The organism is Candidatus Pelagibacter sp. (genome assembly GCF_052049835.1).
In the GTDB taxonomy this organism is placed as follows: domain Bacteria; phylum Pseudomonadota; class Alphaproteobacteria; order Pelagibacterales; family Pelagibacteraceae; genus Pelagibacter.
The window spans coordinates 136,324-154,819 of the sequence record NZ_JBNGZF010000017.1 but is presented as its reverse complement, the minus strand read 5'-3'; the positions used below and the strand labels follow the sequence as shown (position 1 = coordinate 154,819).

General features: G+C 30.0%; 23 protein-coding genes and 1 tRNA gene. 9 read left to right on the top strand and 15 right to left on the bottom strand.

The annotated features are described in order from the left end of the window. Position 1: 1 nt before the first annotated feature. The 3 genes from clpP to ACTT9R_RS07140 all read right to left on the bottom strand — a co-directional run bounded on the left by clpP (position 2) and on the right by ACTT9R_RS07140 (position 2,183). Positions 2-613, bottom strand: coding sequence for an ATP-dependent Clp endopeptidase proteolytic subunit ClpP (gene clpP / locus ACTT9R_RS07150; RefSeq protein ID WP_440927307.1), 612 nt, complete (start codon positions 611-613; stop codon positions 2-4). 32 nt (positions 614-645) lie between these two features. Further along, positions 646-2,088, bottom strand: coding sequence for a trigger factor (gene tig, locus ACTT9R_RS07145; RefSeq protein WP_440927306.1), 1,443 nt, complete (start codon positions 2,086-2,088; stop codon positions 646-648). 10 nt (positions 2,089-2,098) lie between these two features. Beyond that, positions 2,099-2,183, bottom strand: a tRNA-Leu gene (locus tag ACTT9R_RS07140). Positions 2,184-2,284: 101 nt separating this feature from the next. Between ACTT9R_RS07140 and ACTT9R_RS07135 the strand changes: the two genes are divergently transcribed. From ACTT9R_RS07135 to ACTT9R_RS07125, 3 genes are read left to right on the top strand one after another with little or no spacing between them, the layout of a single operon-like run. Then, positions 2,285-2,536, top strand: a complete 252-nt coding sequence (locus ACTT9R_RS07135) for a DUF1289 domain-containing protein (protein WP_440927305.1) — start codon at positions 2,285-2,287, stop codon at positions 2,534-2,536. An 8-nt stretch (positions 2,537-2,544) separates the two neighbouring features. Further along, positions 2,545-2,718: a hypothetical protein gene (locus tag ACTT9R_RS07130; RefSeq protein WP_440927304.1), complete on the top strand. Its 174-nt coding sequence runs from the start codon at positions 2,545-2,547 to the stop codon at positions 2,716-2,718. Next, positions 2,705-3,127, top strand: coding sequence for a hypothetical protein (locus tag ACTT9R_RS07125; protein ID WP_440927303.1), 423 nt, complete (start codon positions 2,705-2,707; stop codon positions 3,125-3,127). The genes ACTT9R_RS07130 and ACTT9R_RS07125 overlap by 14 nt, the downstream gene beginning before the upstream one ends. On the opposite strand, the gene ACTT9R_RS07120 is transcribed toward ACTT9R_RS07125, so the two are convergent. Further along, positions 3,124-3,261, bottom strand: a complete 138-nt coding sequence (locus ACTT9R_RS07120) for a hypothetical protein (RefSeq protein ID WP_440927302.1) — start codon at positions 3,259-3,261, stop codon at positions 3,124-3,126. The genes ACTT9R_RS07125 and ACTT9R_RS07120 overlap by 4 nt on opposite strands. 11 nt (positions 3,262-3,272) lie before the next feature. After that, on the bottom strand, positions 3,273-3,830 hold the full coding sequence (locus ACTT9R_RS07115) for a histidine phosphatase family protein (RefSeq protein ID WP_440927301.1): 558 nt from the start codon (positions 3,828-3,830) through the stop codon (positions 3,273-3,275). Positions 3,831-3,832: 2 nt separating this feature from the next. On the opposite strand from ACTT9R_RS07115, the gene ACTT9R_RS07110 reads away from it, so the two are divergent. Further along, a complete protein-coding gene (locus ACTT9R_RS07110) occupies positions 3,833-4,513 on the top strand; it encodes a uracil-DNA glycosylase (RefSeq protein WP_440927300.1) in 681 nt (226 codons plus the stop codon). Here ACTT9R_RS07110 and ACTT9R_RS07105 read toward each other — a convergent pair. Beyond that, the gene (locus ACTT9R_RS07105) at positions 4,503-4,916 is read right to left on the bottom strand and encodes a YbgC/FadM family acyl-CoA thioesterase (RefSeq protein WP_440927299.1); all 414 of its coding nucleotides are present in this window, start codon (positions 4,914-4,916) and stop codon (positions 4,503-4,505) included. The two genes, ACTT9R_RS07110 and ACTT9R_RS07105, sit on opposite strands and share 11 nt — an antisense overlap. Positions 4,917-4,973: 57 nt before the next feature. On the opposite strand from ACTT9R_RS07105, the gene ACTT9R_RS07100 reads away from it, so the two are divergent. Further along, on the top strand, positions 4,974-5,114 hold the full coding sequence (locus tag ACTT9R_RS07100; protein WP_440927298.1) for a hypothetical protein: 141 nt from the start codon (positions 4,974-4,976) through the stop codon (positions 5,112-5,114). On the opposite strand, the gene ACTT9R_RS07095 is transcribed toward ACTT9R_RS07100, so the two are convergent. From ACTT9R_RS07095 to ACTT9R_RS07070, 6 genes are all read right to left on the bottom strand, one after another. Further along, the gene (locus ACTT9R_RS07095; RefSeq protein WP_440927297.1) at positions 5,115-5,765 is read right to left on the bottom strand and encodes a DUF3047 domain-containing protein; all 651 of its coding nucleotides are present in this window, start codon (positions 5,763-5,765) and stop codon (positions 5,115-5,117) included. 214 nt (positions 5,766-5,979) lie between these two features. Beyond that, positions 5,980-6,726 (bottom strand): SDR family NAD(P)-dependent oxidoreductase, encoded by a 747-nt coding sequence (locus tag ACTT9R_RS07090; RefSeq protein ID WP_440927296.1) that lies wholly within the window; start codon positions 6,724-6,726, stop codon positions 5,980-5,982. Between the two features lie 6 nt (positions 6,727-6,732). Beyond that, the gene (locus ACTT9R_RS07085; RefSeq protein WP_440927295.1) at positions 6,733-8,190 is read right to left on the bottom strand and encodes a cytosine permease; all 1,458 of its coding nucleotides are present in this window, start codon (positions 8,188-8,190) and stop codon (positions 6,733-6,735) included. Positions 8,191-8,215: 25 nt separating this feature from the next. Beyond that, on the bottom strand, positions 8,216-9,550 hold the full coding sequence (locus ACTT9R_RS07080; protein ID WP_440927294.1) for a TRAP transporter large permease: 1,335 nt from the start codon (positions 9,548-9,550) through the stop codon (positions 8,216-8,218). Further along, positions 9,547-10,161 (bottom strand): TRAP transporter small permease subunit, encoded by a 615-nt coding sequence (locus ACTT9R_RS07075; protein ID WP_440927293.1) that lies wholly within the window; start codon positions 10,159-10,161, stop codon positions 9,547-9,549. The genes ACTT9R_RS07080 and ACTT9R_RS07075 overlap by 4 nt, the downstream gene beginning before the upstream one ends. 65 nt (positions 10,162-10,226) lie before the next feature. After that, positions 10,227-11,321 (bottom strand): TRAP transporter substrate-binding protein, encoded by a 1,095-nt coding sequence (locus ACTT9R_RS07070; protein WP_075485551.1) that lies wholly within the window; start codon positions 11,319-11,321, stop codon positions 10,227-10,229. A gap of 144 nt (positions 11,322-11,465) precedes the next feature. Between ACTT9R_RS07070 and ACTT9R_RS07065 the strand changes: the two genes are divergently transcribed. The 4 genes from ACTT9R_RS07065 to ACTT9R_RS07050 are packed head-to-tail and all read left to right on the top strand — an operon-like array spanning position 11,466 to position 15,197. Next, positions 11,466-13,061, top strand: coding sequence for a GMC family oxidoreductase (locus tag ACTT9R_RS07065; protein ID WP_440927292.1), 1,596 nt, complete (start codon positions 11,466-11,468; stop codon positions 13,059-13,061). Continuing rightward, positions 13,061-13,654: a TerC family protein gene (locus ACTT9R_RS07060; RefSeq protein ID WP_075485547.1), complete on the top strand. Its 594-nt coding sequence runs from the start codon at positions 13,061-13,063 to the stop codon at positions 13,652-13,654. Before ACTT9R_RS07065 ends, ACTT9R_RS07060 begins: the two co-directional genes overlap by 1 nt. Next, positions 13,654-14,412 carry an SDR family NAD(P)-dependent oxidoreductase gene (locus tag ACTT9R_RS07055; RefSeq protein ID WP_440927291.1) on the top strand — a complete coding sequence of 253 codons (759 nt, stop codon included), beginning with the start codon at positions 13,654-13,656 and terminating at the stop codon, positions 14,410-14,412. The genes ACTT9R_RS07060 and ACTT9R_RS07055 overlap by 1 nt, the downstream gene beginning before the upstream one ends. Beyond that, a complete protein-coding gene (locus tag ACTT9R_RS07050; RefSeq protein WP_440927290.1) occupies positions 14,397-15,197 on the top strand; it encodes a M23 family metallopeptidase in 801 nt (266 codons plus the stop codon). The genes ACTT9R_RS07055 and ACTT9R_RS07050 overlap by 16 nt, the downstream gene beginning before the upstream one ends. Here ACTT9R_RS07050 and ACTT9R_RS07045 read toward each other — a convergent pair. Genes ACTT9R_RS07045 through ACTT9R_RS07035 form a run of 3 tightly spaced genes read right to left on the bottom strand, consistent with a single transcriptional unit; the run spans position 15,194 to position 18,495 of the window. Beyond that, entirely contained in the window at positions 15,194-16,498 is a 1,305-nt protein-coding gene (locus ACTT9R_RS07045) for an NAD(P)/FAD-dependent oxidoreductase (RefSeq protein WP_440927289.1), read from the bottom strand. The genes ACTT9R_RS07050 and ACTT9R_RS07045 overlap by 4 nt on opposite strands. 10 nt (positions 16,499-16,508) lie before the next feature. Beyond that, a complete protein-coding gene (locus tag ACTT9R_RS07040) occupies positions 16,509-18,344 on the bottom strand; it encodes a carbamoyltransferase family protein (RefSeq protein ID WP_440927288.1) in 1,836 nt (611 codons plus the stop codon). A 1-nt stretch (position 18,345) separates the two neighbouring features. After that, a complete protein-coding gene (locus ACTT9R_RS07035) occupies positions 18,346-18,495 on the bottom strand; it encodes a DUF5989 family protein (RefSeq protein ID WP_440927287.1) in 150 nt (49 codons plus the stop codon). Position 18,496: the final 1 nt, after the last annotated feature.

Here is an 18,496-nt window from a genome sequence, read left to right as displayed (position 1 = left end):
ATTAAGATCTGTTTTCTACAACTTCGTCAATTAGACCAAAAGATTGTGCGACATCTGCGGTCATAAAATTATCTCTTTCAAGAGCAGATTTTATTTCTTCAACACTTTTTCCAGTATGCTTTGAATAAATTTCATTAAGTCTTTTCTTTAAAGACAAAACTTCATTAGCATGAATTTCAATATCAGTTGCCTGACCTTGAAAACCTGCAGATGGTTGATGAACCATTATTCTAGAATTTGGTAATGAAAATCTCTTTCCTTTAGTGCCAGCTGCGAGCAAAAAAGAGCCCATAGAGGCAGCTTGACCAATACATAAAGTTGAAATATCTGGTTTCACATATTGCATTGTATCATAAATACCAAGTCCTGCTGTAACCAAACCTCCTGGGCTATTAATGTATAAATAAATTTCTTTTTTTGGATCTTCAGCTTCTAAAAATAATAATTGAGCTGTAACTAATGATGCAACGTTGTCATTGATTTGACCTGTTAAAAAAATAATTCTTTCTTTTAATAATCTTGAATAAATATCGTAAGCTCTTTCACCTTTGCTAGATTGTTCAACAACCATTGGTACAAGATTGCTCATATGCTTTGATAATTTTGTTGTCATAAGTTGATTCGTTCTACTTATACAACTTGAGATTACTTTTTGCTAACTTTTTTTGACTTTTTATCTGCTGGCATTGATTTTGCCTTTTTAGTTGCAGGTTTTTTTTCTTTCGCAGATGTTGTGGATGATTTTTTCTTAGTTTCTTTTTTTTCTTTACCATGGCTATGGTCATGATCATGGTCGTGCTTATGAGCTTCTTTTAAAATCTTTTCAGCTTCTTCTTTTGAAATTTCTTTTTTATTTGCTTTACCTTTTTCTTTGATTAAATTTAAAATTTTTTCTTCATATACGGTTCCTCTTAAACTCGCTAATGCAGATGGGTTTTTTTGATAAAAATCCATAACCATTTTTTCTTGTCCAGGCATCATTCTTAATTGTTTTTGAACTTCAGCTTGAATTTCTTGTTCTGAAACTTTGATTTGATTTTTTTCACCAAACTCATTTAAAATTAATCCAGTTTTAATTCTTGTTTTTGCTTTTTCTTCAAAATTTTTTTTATTTTTCTTTGCTTCTTCTCCAGAAATACCTTGTGAAAGAACTTTAACCTCTTCCTCAACTAAATTTTCTGGAATTTCATCTACCTTAATTTTTTCTATTTCCTTTAGAATTTGGTTTTTAGATAATTGATCTAGAGAATTTTTATATTCATCATTTATTTGTTTTGAAATTAATATTTTTAAATCTTTTAAATCTTTTGCTCCTAAATTTTTTGCAAAATCATCATCAATTTTTACCTCTTCTGGTTGTTTGACACTTAAAATTTTACAATTAAATATAGCTTTTTTATTTACTAATTCTTTTTCAGGGAAATTTTCTGGCAAAGTTGCTTCTACAATTTTTTCATCATCTTTCTTAACTCCAATCAATTGATCGTCGAAACCTTTTAAGAATAAATCTTTACCTAAAGTTAGCTGGGTATTTTTTCCTTCACTTCCTTTAAAATCCTTACCGTCAACAGTTGCTTTGTAATCTAAGGATACTAAATCACCTTTTTTAGCTTTTGTATCAGCGCTAACCTCTTTAAAATTTGGTTGATTTTTTGCTATTTCTTTTATTCTTTTGTCTGTTTCACTATCTTCAATTTTTACTGTGTATTCATCAAATTTAATATTTTCTAAAGATTTGATTTCCACTTTTGGTAACTCAGTGACTGATAGAACATACTCAAGATCTTTATCTTCACCGTATGTTTTTAAGTCAAGCTTTGGTTGACCAGCTGGTTTAATTTTATTTTCCTCTAATGCTTTTGTAGATGTTTCTTTTAAAACTTTATCTAAAACTTCTCCGAAAACTGCTTTACCAAATTGTCTTTTTAAAATTTCTTTTGGAACTTTGCCTGGTCTAAATCCTTTAAGATTTACACTACCTTTTATCTCTTCATATTTTTCATCCATATAAGAGTTCATTGTCTCTTTATCGACAAAAACTTTAAGGTTTTTATTTAAACCTTTTTTATTTTCTACTGTAACTTTCATAATATTTTAATGGTAGGGCGAAAAGGACTCGAACCTTCACATGTTGCCATATTGGTTCCTAAGACCAACGCGTCTACCAATTCCGCCATCGCCCCACAAATTACGAGGTTTTATATATTATTGAAACTATTTGTCCAATGACAATTGTTAAAAAATTATCTATTTATCTAATAAAATTTATACTAATTTATTAAAAATGATTATTTCACCTTGTATAAGTATTTGTAAAACTGATCCATCAACAGGCTATTGTTATGGTTGTGGAAGAAGTAATGAGGAAAAACGACTTTGGAAGCTTGAAGAAACAACTGATGATTGGAAAAAAGAAAATATAATTCAAATTGAAAAAAGGCTGACTGGTTGGCAGCTTGAGAGTTTTAAAGAATCTTACTCTTATAAAATCAAGAATGGTATGTCTCTTTTCAAGAAAAACTTAATCAAAGAATAATATAAAATATGAGTAAAGTTAAAATTGTAAGTATTATCTACGCTATAGGTATAATTATTGGTGCTTTATTCTTTGATGTTTGGGGAGCAGATACCACCCCTTTTAAAACATTGTCTGTATTTGCATGGACTGTAATATTTATTATAGCTTTATTTTTTGTAGATAAGAATGAGAGAAAATAAGTTTTTAATATTTTTTTTATCAATTTTTTTTATATCCTTTAATTCTCACTCAGAAATAATTGTGTTAAGCAAATGTGATCATAAAGAGGACGGTTTTTTAAAAAATGAATACATTTTAAATCTTAATGAATTAATTATGACACGCAATTACGTTTATAATGAAAAAACTTATCAAAAATATAAGGTCACTGATTTAAGCGTTAAAAAGAAAAACTCCTATGTGAGAAATATTTATGAGGAAAATGGAAAAATACTTACACTTAAGCATGGATATCCACAATTTTATACACAAATATTATTTGAAAAAGATAAACCAAATATTTATATCAAAGCTGTTTTAAACGACGTTGAAAGTTTATCAAAAATGTCAACTTGTAAAAAAATAGAAAAATTTGATCAACAAAGTTAATCTTTATTTTTTTTTACTTCTTTATTTTTTGTTAAAAACTTTTTTTTGAGTTCAAATCTACTATTTGTAATGTTTGAACGATGCTTTGCGTATGCCTGTTTTTGTGCTTGTCTCATTGCTCTTTTAGATGACATGATGATTTAGTTTAATATTCAATTTCTAAAGTATCAATAACTTTTAAACTTTTATCTGAAACAACAATCTCTCCAGATGATGGTGCGTAATTTAAAATTTCAGAAATCACCACATAATGAGTGACGAAAACTAAGTTTTGATCTTTATCCCAAGTACTAAGAAATTTATTAAAATCAATTATTTGCTTTTCTCTATTATTTGCAAATTTTGTACTAAAAAAAGAGTTTAGAAAATTTTTAGTTTCATATTCTTTAAATGCAATAAATGCCGTTTCTTTACATCGACACCATTCACTAGAATAAACTTTTCCAATTGATATTTTATTTTTCTTAAAAAAATTACCAATTTTTTTTGATTGAACTCTACCACTATCACTTAAATTTCTTTGAGTTGTACAATCGTTAATATCGAAATTATCTGGATCGCCGCCACCAGGGGCATAAGCATGTCTTATGAAAATTAATTTTCCACCCTTTTGGAATTCATCTATTAAAATTTTTTTTGAATCTGCTTTAACTGAAGGATTAATGCATATAAATATTATGACTAAATAATTTAAAATTTTCATTTATGAATAATAAAATTAATAGTTTAAATAAAATAATTCTTAAATGTAAAAAATGTCCAAGGCTTGTTAATTTTGTAAAAAAAATTTCAACAGAAAAAAGAAAACAAAATATGAATGAAACCTACTGGGGAAAACCAGTTACAGGTTTTGGAGAGGTAGATGCAAAAATTTTAATAATTGGATTAGCTCCAGCAGCCCATGGTGGTACACGAACAGGAAGAGCGTTCACAGGAGATAAATCTGGAGATTTTTTATTTAAATGTTTATTTAAAGCTAAAATTTCAAATCAACCAAATTCAGAAAATCTAAATGATGGTCTTAAATTAAAATCAACATATATAACTAATATTTTAAAATGTGTTCCTCCAGGTGATAAACCCAAAATAAACGAGCTTAATAATTGTTCAAAATACTTTGATATTGAGATTTATAATTTGAAAAAATTAAAAACTATTATTGCATTAGGAAAAGTGGCATTTGATAATTGTGTTAAATTTTATAAAAAAAAATATAATTTAAAAGAAAAGATAAAATTTATTCATGGAAAATCCTATCTACTACCAGGAAATATTAAACTAATTGCCTGTTATCACCCTAGCCCTAGAAATGTAAATACTAAACTTTTATCTGAAAAAATGGTTGTAGATTTATTTAAAAAAGTTAAAAAAATATCTATGAGCTAGAAGTGTAGGGTTTAAAGTCCGATAAGATTTTTTCTGGAATTTTAACTGGCTTAAATTTTTCATTTATAAATACTAGATGAATTTTAGCTTCTACGATCAATTCTTCATCTTTAAATATTGATTGATTCATTATAAAAGAAGTTTTTGAAGTAGAGTCTACAAAAGATTTAACATGTAAATCATCTTCTAAATATGCAGATTTTTTATATTCAATATTACACGATTTAACAATTATAAGAGCACCAAAATCTTTTTTTATTTTTGTATTGCTTAATCCAATAGTTGATAAAGCTTCAGTTCTGGCTCTTTCTAAATATTTTAAATAGTTAGCATAGTACACGACTCCACCAGCGTCTGTGTCCTCATAATACACTTTTACATTATGAGTAAAGTTTTTATGCATAAATTAATAATATCAAATAAATAAAAATTTAATAGAAACTAAGATATAATATCTAAGATGAAAATTTATATAATTTGGTTAATCGGAGTAATTTTATGGAACTTTGGATTTCCAAATGCAATTCCAATCGCTGATGTTATCGCAGCTATTTTATTATCGTTTTTAAGTATTGGATTAAAAAAGTATCTAAAATATTAATTAATCTGATGAAAAATAAATATTTTGAAAATAAGCAATTGATTTCATTTTAGAATTATCAGTATCAGCCATTATAGCTAGGCCATCTAATTCATTCACATCTAAATCATGAAATTTTTTAAAATCTTCTTTAACATTGGCTTTAACTGTTACCCATTCATTTAAGTTGTCTTTAGTAGTTGCTAATACATTGTCTATTGATTTTTTTGTATATGGACTGGGTCTATTTTCACCAACTTCACTATTACTTGAAAAAACATAATTAATTGCTCTATTTGACAAAGGTGTGGCTCCAGTTTTTTTAATAGCAAAAACACGGGCGGCATAATCATGTCCTTTTTTCGTATTCTCTTTAATTCCATGAAGGTTTTTCTCAATTTTCCATGTAATATTGATAAAAGGCGTTTTATTTAGGTCAATTTTGATCTCTTTTCCTAGGCCAGAAGCAGCATTATCAGCTACTGCTTTTAAAAAATTACCATTCTCATTTGATCCAATAGAATAAACTGTTTTGTTATCTGCTCCTCTTACTTTACGTATTTCGAGTGCTGACAATTCTTTTTCAGTAAATTCAAAAACTTTTACAATTTCTGCATTTGCAGAGTTAAGAAAGAATAAAGATGTAATTAAAATATAAAAAATTTTTAACATGTTCTTCTTATAGATAGATTATTTATAAATTCAATATTCAGTCACAATTTCAACATTCTAAGTTCAAAATTGATTGTTAGATAGAAAATGTGAAAATAATTTCTGTATTTATACTTCTGATATATTGGTCAATAATGATTACAGCACCAGTTATGGGTAAAAATTCAGTTAAAAATCAAAATAAAAATCATAAAATAGTTTCAAATTTTTGAGACTAATATGTAGATCTACCACCACTTATATCAAATACCGCAGCTGTAGAAAAAGTGTTCTCTTGAGAAGAAAGCCAGCAAACTAATGAAGTAAACTCATGTATTTCAAGAAATCTTCCTCTCGGGACCTTAGATAACATTCTTTGTACGTGTTCCTTACTCATCTGATCTAAAATTCTAGTTTTGGCACCAGCTGGGGTAACAGCGTTTACTGCTATGTCTTTGTCAGCTAATTCTTTACCCAAAGCTTTAGTCAACCCAATTGTACCAGCTTTTCCAGAGCTATATGCGCTTGCATTTGCATTACCATCTTTACCTGCAACAGAAGCTACATTAACAATTCTTCCATAGTTGTTTTTAATCATATTTGGGACAATTGCTCGACAGCAGTTAAAAGTACCCATTAAATTTATCTGTACTATTTTATTCCACATTTCGACATCATACTCCCACAAAGGACCTGTAGGACCTGTTATCCCAGCATTATTGATTAAAATATCTATATTTGATTTTGAGGTTATGTCTGCAACATTTTTCTCTACATCGTGATAATTTGATATATCAACGACACTATAAAATAAGTTAGGGTTTTTTACTTCATCAACTGCTGATTTAAGAAGCTTTTCATCGATATCCCATATAAATACTTTAGCACCGGACTCTAAAAATCTTTTTGCAACATCTAAACCAAACCCTTGGGCTCCACCAGTAACTACAGCTGTTCTATTTTTAAAATCAAATGTGTGCATTAAAAACTATTTTTTTGCTAACAAGTAGTATGTTATCCAGGCAACAAATGCACCTATTATCCAAGCGTAAGACTGTAAAAACATTAAATTAGTGTTCCAAATTGTAGACGCTGAAAATATAAATCCAATGATTAAAGAATAAATACCTTTTATATGCCAACCACCTGAATAATAATAAGCGCTCTCTTTATCTATAGAATATAAATCTTTATTGCTTAATTCTTTATTTTTAATTAAATAATAATCAGCTGCCATAACTCCAAATAAAGGACCAAAGAAAGCACCAAAAGTATCAACAAATGATAAAATTCCTATTTGGCTCAATATAGTCAGCCAGAATATTGCGATCATCAAACCAAAAAAAGCAATTAAATAACTTGCGCTTTTTAAACTTAATATTGAAGGAGCAAAGTTTATTAGAGAGTATTGAGATGGGATGAAATTCGCAACTAAATTTGTAGAAGCTGAAGCAATTATAATAAAAAATAGAACGACTATTGTTATTTGTATATTATCAAACTTTCCCACTATATCTGTTGGATTGGTAAAAATTCTGTCTATATCTGAAAATTTTTGATTAAGAAAAACATCGGACCCTATAACAATGAAAACAGATAAAAATGAAAAAATAATTAAATTCAAAATTAAACTTAAGTTTCCTTTTTTTAATTCTTGCTCATTTTTTACATATCTAGAAAAATCACCAAAACTAATTATTAAAATTGAAAAATAGGCAAATATTGTTCCAGCAACAGTCATTAAAGGCGCTAAATTATTAACATCTAAAAAATTATTTAAATTAAAAATATTTGAAAAAGCTTCGGTAGTTATTTTTACATCACTTAATAAAACAACAAAGAAAAAAATAAGCATACCTGAGTAGACTGTCATTGCAGAGAAATTAATTATTTTCTTATTGTACTGCATCCCAACAGTAAAAAACAAAGTCTGTAAAATAATTGTTATTACTATTGCAAACCAGTCAATAATATTTAAACCAAAATAAAAAATAATGAAAATTTCTTGCTCCAATAAAGAATTATCAATTGAAAAAATTATTATCCTTATCAGGTAAACTAATATTTTAGATAAAAAATAAGTTTGGATACCAAATAAAAAAATCCCAACCAAACTTCTGATTAATCCAAATAATTTAGCACCATTAAATCCTAACGAAGATCTTAATAATACTGCAAAAGGTAAACCAAATTTTTGGGAAGGTTTTCCGATAATATTTGAAAATAAATATACAAAAAAAGATCCTAATATGATGCCAAAAAAAACTACAAAAATATTTAAACTATATATTAAGTATAAAGAGGATATTAAAGAGAAACCGATTACGCTTTGTACATTGGCGCCCCAAAAACAAAATAAATCTTTCCAATTCCAAGTTTTATAATTTGGATTTACTGTGACTAAATCCCAATTAGAAAGAGAGTATTTTACTTTTGGCTGATTCACTAAATTTATTTTAAACTAATAAATTCTACTGTCCATATAAGAGAGTTGGTAACCATAGAGCAATCTGAGGAAATATAATTATTAAAATTAAACCTATTACTTGTAGAACCATAAATTGCATCATTCCGTAATAAATATCTTTTAAATCCCACTCTGGAACTACACCTTTTAAAAAATATGCTGAGAGTGCAACAGGTGGAGATAGCCAGGCAGTCTGGAGATTAACAGCTACTAGTATTGCAAACCAAGTTAAATTAAATCCTAACGCTTCTACTAATGGCAAAATGATTGGAACAATAATCATAACTATCGGTACCCATTCTAATGGCCAACCTAGCAAAAATATCATGACCATAATCATTCCTAAGATCAGATATTTATTCATTTCTAAACCTAATAAAAATTCTGTTAATAAAGTTGGTGTTCCCAATCTGGCAAATACTGCTCCAAAAAAATTTGAGGCAGCAACTAAAACCATAATCAAAGCTGTGATTTCTAAAGTTTTAACTAAAGCTTCTTGAAGTTTTGATAATGTTAATTTTTTATATGCTAATGAAAGTAGCAATGCACCCATTGCACCACACCCAGCAGCCTCTGTCGGTGTAGCAAAACCAAATAAAATACTTCCTAATGCTGCAAAAACTAATGCTGCGGGTGGAACTAAACCTAAAAAAAACTCAATCCAAACTTCTTTCATGCTACTAGCTCGCATTTCTTCTGGGAGAACGGGCCCAAGTTTTGGGTTTATCATACATCTAATTGTGGTGTAGCCTGCATATAAACTTGCAAGAAGAATTCCTGGAATAATTGCAGCAGCAAATAAATCTATTACTGGAATTTCCATTATTGGCCCCATAACTACAAGCATGATACTTGGTGGAATTAATATTCCCAAAGTTCCGCCAGCTGTAATTGTACCTGCAGCAAGTTTTACATCGTAATTTGATCTGTTCATTGATTTTGCAGCCATAATTCCCAAGATAGTAACTGAGGCACCAACTATTCCGGTTGCAGCTGCAAAAATAACCGAAACAAATAATACTGCGTAGTATAGTGAGCCCTTAACTCTAGCTAACATCATTTGAAAAGCTGAAAATAACCTTTCCATTAAACCTGCTTGTTCCATCATTATTCCCATAAATACAAAGAGTGGAACGGCAGCGAGAGTTTGTTCAGTCATCACCATCGAAAATTGGAGCGTCATTAAATAAAAAACTAATTTTCCAAATCCTAAATAACCAAATACAAAACCTAAAAAAATTAATGTGAAAGAAATTGGAAATCCAACAAAAATTGCAAAAAGCATTACTCCAACTAAAATAAAACCTAAAATAGCTGGATCAATTAATTCTGCTATCATTTATCTTCTCCTGGCCACTCACCCTTTTTGGCTGCCCAGTAACTCTTAAGTAATTCTGAAAATCCCTGGATAAGTAAAAATATAATTCCAATTAACAAGCACGTTTTAATTGGCCACATATATGGCATCCAGGTAGTATCCATTCCTCTTTCACCTCTTTGGATAGACTCCACAACAAATCCAAAAGTCATATATAAAAAGACAATAAGACCTGGGAAATAAAATAGTAGATACAGCCAAAAATCAATTAATCCTTGATTTTTAATTTTAAAATTTCTGTACAAAAAATCTGCTCTAATATGAACTCCTCTTGAAAGTGCATAACCTGCACCCAGCATAAAAAGAGCTCCATATAAAAATCTGCTTATATCATAAGCCCATATTGTTGGTGCTAAAAATAATTTTCTTGCTAGTACCTCATAGGTCATAGCAAAAATAAGTGGCATTAATATCCAACAAACCACATTACCAATCCACTTACTAAATTTATCTATGCTAATTATGGACTTTGCCATCCAAGTAGGCATATCCTCTGGCATTTTTCCTGAACCACCTCGCCTTTCGGCAATCATTTCATCTGATATATCTAATTTACCTGGTTCGTCTGCCATAAAATTTCATATAAAAAATTAGAGCGGACTATTAAGTCCGCTCTAACGTAAAGATTATTTAATGATTACTTTAATGTTGCTGCGTGAGCCATTCCTAGCTTCGCATTAGACATTTGAGCACCACTCCAGAAAGGAACTGCTTTATCAGCAAATACTTTCATGGAGTCATAAACTTCTTTGAAAAATGCATTTTTTTCAGCATTTTTATTCAAAGTTGCTTTAGCAGCTGCCATATACTCAGTGAAGTAGTCAGATGGAGTATCTTCTAAAATCACTCCATGTTTTGTTGTAAGTTCTTGCAAAGCTTCACCATTTGATAAAATTCTATAACTTAAAGATTTTATCAAAGACGCATCCGCAGCAACTTCAAGAGACTTCTTCTCATGTGCAGTCATAGCATCATATGTTTTTCCAGTAATATAAAAGTCAGCATTTACGACTACTTGGTGTAAACCTTGTAAGTAGTAGTGCTTTAATACTTTTTGGAAACCAAACGTTAAGTCTGGTTTTGGACAACACCATTCAGCAGCATCAATAGTTCCTGCTTCTAAAGCTGGTAGAATATCTCCACCACCCATAGCGACAGATGCTATACCGATGTCTTTATAAGTTTGTCCCGGAATACCTGGAGGCGTTCTAAATTTATACTTTCTAAAGTCAGCCATATCTTTAATTGGTTTTGGAAACCAACCTAAAGCTTCCGGTCCAACAGGTTGAAGCATAAATCCTTTAATGTCTCTGTTCATCTCTTTCCATAATTGATCATAAAGTGCTTTTCCACCACCATATTGGAACCAAGATAGAAACGCTAAGTTGTCTATACCTATTCCGCCACCAGCTACTGGAGAACCAAATAGCATTGCAGCAGGGTGTTCACCTGACCAATAGTGAGTCCATGCAAATCCACAGTCAATCAAACCTTTGTCAACAGCATCTAGAGTTTCCTTAACTCCAACAACTGCTCCAGCAGGCAAGATTTCAAATTTAAGAGATCCACCAGTTAATTCAGTTACTGTATCAGTAAAGTCCTTTAACATTTTAACTTCATCAGCTTTAGTGTTTAGAACTGTCTGACATTTTAGTGTTTTTGCAGCATTTGCATTTGAAATAAATCCAAATACCATAGCAACTGCAAATAACATTGAAATGATTTTTTTCATATCGTTTTTCCCTCTCTATATTTTTAAAAATAAAAGCTTGTCAAAGAATGAAATCTAAAACAAGTGCTAATATTGGATTATTTGGATATTATTGTGTACAGAAATATAATAAATAAAAAAAATTTAATTTATAAGAGTTCTAATATGGATAATTTCGATTTTATAATTCTTGGAGCAGGATCTGCAGGGTGTGTGCTTGCTAACAGGTTGTCTGAAAATCCCACAAATAAAGTGTTATTAATTGAAGCTGGTGGCAAGGATAATTACCCTTGGATACATATTCCTGTTGGTTACTTCAAAACAATGCACAACCCAAAGACTGATTGGTGCTACAAAACAGAGCCTGATGAGAGCATGAACAATATTTCTATTAGGTATCCTAGAGGAAAAACATTAGGAGGCAGTTCTTCTATCAATGGTCTGCTTTATATTAGAGGTCAACACAGAGATTATGATATTTGGAGACAATTAGGTAATACTGGCTGGGGATGGGATGATGTTTTGCCTTATTTTATCAAAGCAGAAAACCAAGAAAGAGGAAAAAATGAGTTCCATGGTATTGGAGGTCCTTTATCTGTTTCAGATCAAAGAATACATCTACCTCTTTTAGATGAATTTCAAAATGCTGCCGAAGAATTTGGTATTCCAAAAACAAAAGATTTTAATACTGGTGATAATCATGGCTGTGGTTATTTCCAAGTAACTGAAAAGAATGGCTTTAGATGTAGCACAGCAGTTGGATATTTAAACCCAGTCAAGAGCAGGAAAAATTTAAAAATTTTAACTCATTCACATGTCAAAAAAATAAATTTTGAAAATAAAACTGCTAAAGAAATTGAGTATTGGGAAGGAAATGAATTAAAAAAAGTACAAGCAAATAAAGAAATTATAATTTCATCAGGGGCTATTGGATCTCCTCAAATTTTACAAGTTTCTGGAATAGGAAATTCTGAAAAATTAAAAAATCTTGGGATTGATATGGTGCAAAATTTAAATGGGGTTGGAGAAAACTTACATGATCATTTAATGCTTAGACCAATTTATAAAATTAATGGATTAAAATCCTTAAATAAAAAAGTAAATAGTTTATTTGGAAATTTAATGATTGGCCTAGAATACATTTTTAAAAGAAGCGGCCCGATGACTATGGGTGCTAGTCAACTATGTATGTTTGCTAAAAGCGATCCATCTTTAGAGCTACCAGATTTACAATGGCATGTTCAACCCATGAGTATGGATACGTTGGGAGCAACAAAAAATCATGATTTTCATGCATTCACCCCTACTGTTTCAAATATCAGACCAACAAGTAGAGGGCATGTTAGCATTGTTGATAAAGACTCAAGAACTTATGCAAAAATAAAGCAAAACTATCTATCAACTGATCACGATAGAATGATTGCAGCTAAAGGGCTTAAATTAACCAGAAAAATTATAATGGAGTCTGAAACTTTCAAAAAATATACCCCAGAAGAATACAGACCTGGTATTCATTTAAATGACGATGAGGAGTTAGTTAAAGAAGCCTCTAATTATGCACAAACTATTTTTCACCCAGTGGGAACCTGTAAAATGGGTCAAGATGAAATGTCTGTAGTAGATGAAAAACTTAAGGTTAGAGGTGTTAATAATTTAAGAGTTATAGATGCATCAATAATGCCAAACATCACTTCAGGTAATACAAATGCCCCAACAATAATGATTGCAGAAAAAGGTGCAGACATGATACTAGAACAATAATGTTTGCAGAATTTTTTACACCTGAGCAAATTGCAATATTAACTCAAATTATTCTCATTGATTTAGTTTTAGCTGGAGACAATGCAATTATAATTGGAATGGTTGCATCTAAATTTCCACCAGAACAAAGAAAAAAAGTTATTTTCTGGGGAATTGGTGGTGCAGTTATTTTAAGAATTATTTTAACATTGCTTACCGCATATCTTTTACAAATTACAGGTTTGAGATTAATAGGAGGATTGCTGCTCCTTTATATTGTTTACAAACTTTATGTGGATGTAATAAAAGGCTCGGAGACCGAAGAAGACATTAAAGTAGATAGCTCTAGTTTTTTAAAGGCTATTTGGACCGTTCTATTAGCTGATTTTACAATGAGTTTGGATAATGTCCTGGGTGTAGCAGGTGCAGCTGGTGAACATTATGGACTTCTTGTTTTTGGGTTAGTTTTATCAATTGTTTTAATGGCAACTGCAGCAACTTTAATTTCTGGATGGATTAAAAAATATAGATGGATAGCTTGGCTTGGATTATTAGCCATTTTAATCGTAGCAGTTGAGTTGATTTACACAGATATTAAAATATTATTCTTTTAATGTATCTTCAAAAAATAAATCTTAAAAATAAATATGCTTTAGTTACTGGTGCAGGAAAGGGATTGGGAAGAGCGTGTTCAATAGCGTTAGCTGAGGCGGGTGCAACGGTTATAGCTTTAAGTAGAACATCTTCGGATCTTAATAAATTAGAAAAGGATATCAAAAAAGTTAAAGGGAAGATTATTAAGGTTTCATGCGATGTAATGAACTATGAAGATTTAAAACAAAAATTAGATAAAATTAAAATTATTGATGTGTTGATAAATAATGCTGGAACTAACATTCCTGAACCCTTTGAAAAAATAAAACAACAAAGTATGAATTATCTTGTAGATTTAAATCTTAAGGCAGCATTTAACGTAGCTCAAATTGTGGTAAAAAAGATGCTTAAAAATAACAAAAGACCTGGTTCAATTATAAATATGTCATCACAGCTTGGTCATGTTGGTATGGGTGGAAGAAATGTATATAATATGACTAAATTTGGAATTGAGGGATTGACTAAAGGTATGGGTGTTGAATTAGCTAAAAAAAATATCAGAGTTAATACAGTGGCACCTACTTTTGTTGAAACACCGATGGTTAAAAAATTTTTTAAAAACAAAAAGTTTAAAAAATTAGCTCTTGGAAATATTCCTATGGGTAAAGCAGCTACTGAAAGTGATGTTGCCACTACTGTTTGTTTTTTGGCATCATCAGCATCTTCAATGATTACAGGAACATCAATAATTATAGATGGTGGATGGACAGCTCAATAATTTATAGATTTTTTTTTGTTTTTTTAATTTTTATATCGCCTGCAAAAGCTATTGAATTTCAAGGTAAATTTCTCCAAGGTCATTTTATATTAGGTAAAACTGATCCCAGCGCTAAAATTTTGGTTGGAAAAAAAGAAGTAAAAGTTTCAAAAGATGGTTTTTTTGTTTTTGGTATAGATCGAGATCAAAAATACGACTTAACATTTACAAAAATTATTGATGGAAAAAAATCAATAACTATAAAAAAAGTTTTAAAGAGGAAATATAATATACAAAGAATAGATGGTTTGGCAGAAAGTAAAGTAACCCCTCCTGAGTCTGTTTATAAAAGAATTAAAAAAGAAAATAATGCAATTGGGGAAGCAAGAGCAATAAATTCTAATCTGCAATTTTTTAAAGAAAAATTTATTATGCCAGTTGAAGGTATAATTAGCGGTGTTTATGGTAGTCAAAGAATTTTAAATGGTAAGCCAAGATGGCCTCACTACGGAATAGATATTGCAGCTAAACAAGGAACGATGATTAAATCTTCTGGTTCGGGTGTAGTTACTATGGCTGAAGATGATTTATACTATACTGGTGGCACAGTTATAATGGATCATGGTCATGGGATATCCACAATATATTCTCATTTAGAAAATGTTTTGGTCTCAGTTGGTGATCAAATTAATCAAGGTGATGTAATAGGAACTGTAGGATCAACAGGAAGATCAACAGGACCACATTTGGATTTTAGAGTGAATTGGTTTCAAACACGACTTGATCCCATGTCTGTCTTAAACTAGATCTCAGATTTTGCTCTGAAACGTTCGTAAATCAACCTAGCTCTAACTCCATAACTTAAAATTGGATCAGGAGGAAGCCAAGTGGGTTTATTTCTTGCCTCAATAATTTCTATCTCTTTTGTATTTTCATTACTTGCTTTAATCGCAATTTGCTCTCCAAATAAAGTGCCAACTCCAATACCAGAGCCATTATAACAACCTGCAACAAATATATTATCATCTATTTTTTCAAAAATTTGAGAACTATTTCTCGTTCTTGAAACAACACCTGACCAAGAAAATTGGATAATATCATCTGGTAATTCTGGAAATCTTTTTTTAATTCCAATCTTTTGTTTTAATGACCTTTTAGTTAATTCAGATTTAGACATCTGATAAGGATTATAAACTTCTGCAGTATTTCTAATTAAAATTCTTCTATCCTTAGTCATTCTTATAGTGGCCCCCATTGGTCTTACAGGTAAAACTCCCCACTCTTTAGGCTCACCAAGAGATATAAACTCTTCATCTGATAAAGATCTTGTCATACTAGCTGTCAAAGTAATTGGAAAATTATAATTTGATTTTATTCCTAAAGACTTCAGAAATCCATTTGTAGCAAAAATAATTTTTTTGGTTTTAATTAAACCATTTTTAAATTTACAAACAACTGTGTCTTTAACCTTCTCCCATTTTAATAATAAAGAATTTTCATAAAGATTTATATTTTTAGGCAAGGTGTCAATCATAGCTCTAACTAATTTACCTGGATGTAGTAAAATACCTCCTTTGGTATGAAGAGCAATTTTATAAAAATTAGTACCAAATCTTTTTTTAAGCTCCTCGTGAAAAAATAAATTATGTTCAAAACCTAATTTAGATAGGGTGTTAGAAAAATTTTCTAATATTTTTTTATCCCCTAAATTTGAAGAAGCAAAATATTTTCCACACTCATTCCAATCACAATCTACTTGATATTCTTTAATAAATCTTTTGACGCTCTCTATTCCTAATTTATAAATGTCTGCCTTTTTTTTATTATTATCTAATTCTTTATTAGAAGTAAAACCATCATTAAGTGTTGTATCGACTAAGTAGCCTGAGTTTCTTGAACTAGCACCCTCTCCTGCTCGCTGAGCATCAACTAATAATATTTTTTGATTTGGGTGAAGTTGACCTAATTTTCTTGCTGCAGATAATCCTGTATAACCTGCTCCAATAATAATCCAGTCACATTCTTCATTTTTATTTAGAACTTTTATATTTGATCTTGGGTTTAAATCATTAATCCAACTACATCCTTTATCGTTAACAATTTGCATGTTAATGAATTTAATCTAATTCAAATTCTTTTGTATAGTCTTTTTTAAGTTTAGGGTTCTGTTTTAATTTATCTAAAATACAGTCTCCAATAACTAAATAATCTAATTCTGTTCCCATGAAGCAATTAAAGGCATCTGTTGGTGTATTTACAATCGGTTCACCTCTTACATTAAAAGAAGTATTCACAATAACAGGACAGCCAGTTTTTTCCTTAAATTTAGAAATTAGATCATAATAACGATTGTTTGTATTTTTTGTGACAGTTTGAATTCTAGCAGAATAGTCTACATGAGTTACAGCTGGAATTTCTGATCTCTTTATATTTAATTTATCTATACCAAAAAGTTTTTTTTGTTCATCATTCATTTCAATTTTTTTATTAGGATTTATATTTGCAACTAATAGCATGTAAGGGCTATCAATATTCATCTCGAACCATTCTGACAAATCTTCCTTAAGAACTGAAGGTGCAAAAGGTCTAAAGCTTTCTCTATATTTTACTTTAAGATTTAAATTTTTTTGCGTTTTATCAGATCTAGGATCTCCTAAAATAGATCTGCCTCCTAAAGCTCTTGGACCAAATTCCATCCTTCCTTGAAACCATCCAATAGCTTTTTCATTTGATAAAAATTCAGACGTTTTATCAATTAAATCCTCGTACTTTAAAGTTTCAAAATTAGCTCCTGCAGCTTTCAATTCTCTTTCAATTTCTTCTTGATTGTATTCAGTTCCTAAATATGAACCTTTCATATCATCATTTAAATTTACTGATCTTTTATTACCTTGATCAATATACCATAGCGCTAATGCTGCACCTAAAGAACCTCCTGCATCACCAGCAGCAGGTTGTATCCAAATATTATCAAAGATTTTTTCTTTAAGAATTTTTCCATTTGCAACACAATTTAATGCTACACCTCCAGCTAAACATAAGTTTCTAATCCCATATTCTTCACGAATAGATTTTGCCAACTTAATCATAATTTCCTCGGTAACTTTTTGAATTGATGCCGCTATATCCATATGAAATTGAGTTATTTTTTCATTTTGAGGATTACGAGGTTTTGAACCAAATAAACTGTTAAATTTTTTATTTGTCATTGTAAGTCCAGTTGCATAATTAAAGTATTTTTGATCTAGTCTAAAAGTTCCATCTTCCTTTAAATCAAATAATTGTTTAACTTTATCTTCATAAATAGGATTTCCGTAAGGAGCCAAACCCATTAATTTATATTCACCGCTGTTTACTTTAAAACCAGTGTAATACGTAAAAGCTGAATAGAGTAAACCAAGTGAATGAGGAAAATGAATCTCTTTTTTGATTTCTAATTTTTCATTTTTTCCAATAGCAACAGTTGTTGTTGCCCACTCACCTACACCATCTGCAGTTAAAATAACTGCTTCACTGAAAGGGGATGGAAAAAAAGCACTAGCTGCGTGACTTAGATGGTGATCTGAAAAAAATATATTTTCATCTGATTTATAATTTTCATCGTGTTGCTTAAGTTTATTAAATAAAAGATTTTTTTGAAAAAGCTTTTCTTTAATCCATATAGGCATAGCTTTTGCAAAAGAAACAAAGCCTTTGGGCGCAAATCCTACATATGTTTCTAACAATCTTTCAAATTTTAAAAATGGTTTTTCAAAAAAAACTATTTGATCAACTTCGCTTAATTTTAAACTTGCATATTTTAACACAAACTCAATTGCGTTATGAGGATAATTTGGATCATGTTTTTTTCTAGTAAATCTCTCTTCTTGTGCTGCAGCAATAATTTTACCATTTATTAAAATGCATGCGGCGCTGTCGTGATAAAATGCTGAAATACCTAAAATTGAACTCACTTTAAAAAATTGTATATATAAATGGAGCTACTGCTGAACCTTGTGATAATATAATTAGACTGCCAAATAAAACTAAAACAATTATAATTGGTAATAGCCAATACTTTTTTCTTACTTTTAAAAATTCCCAAAACTCTTTTATAAAACTCATA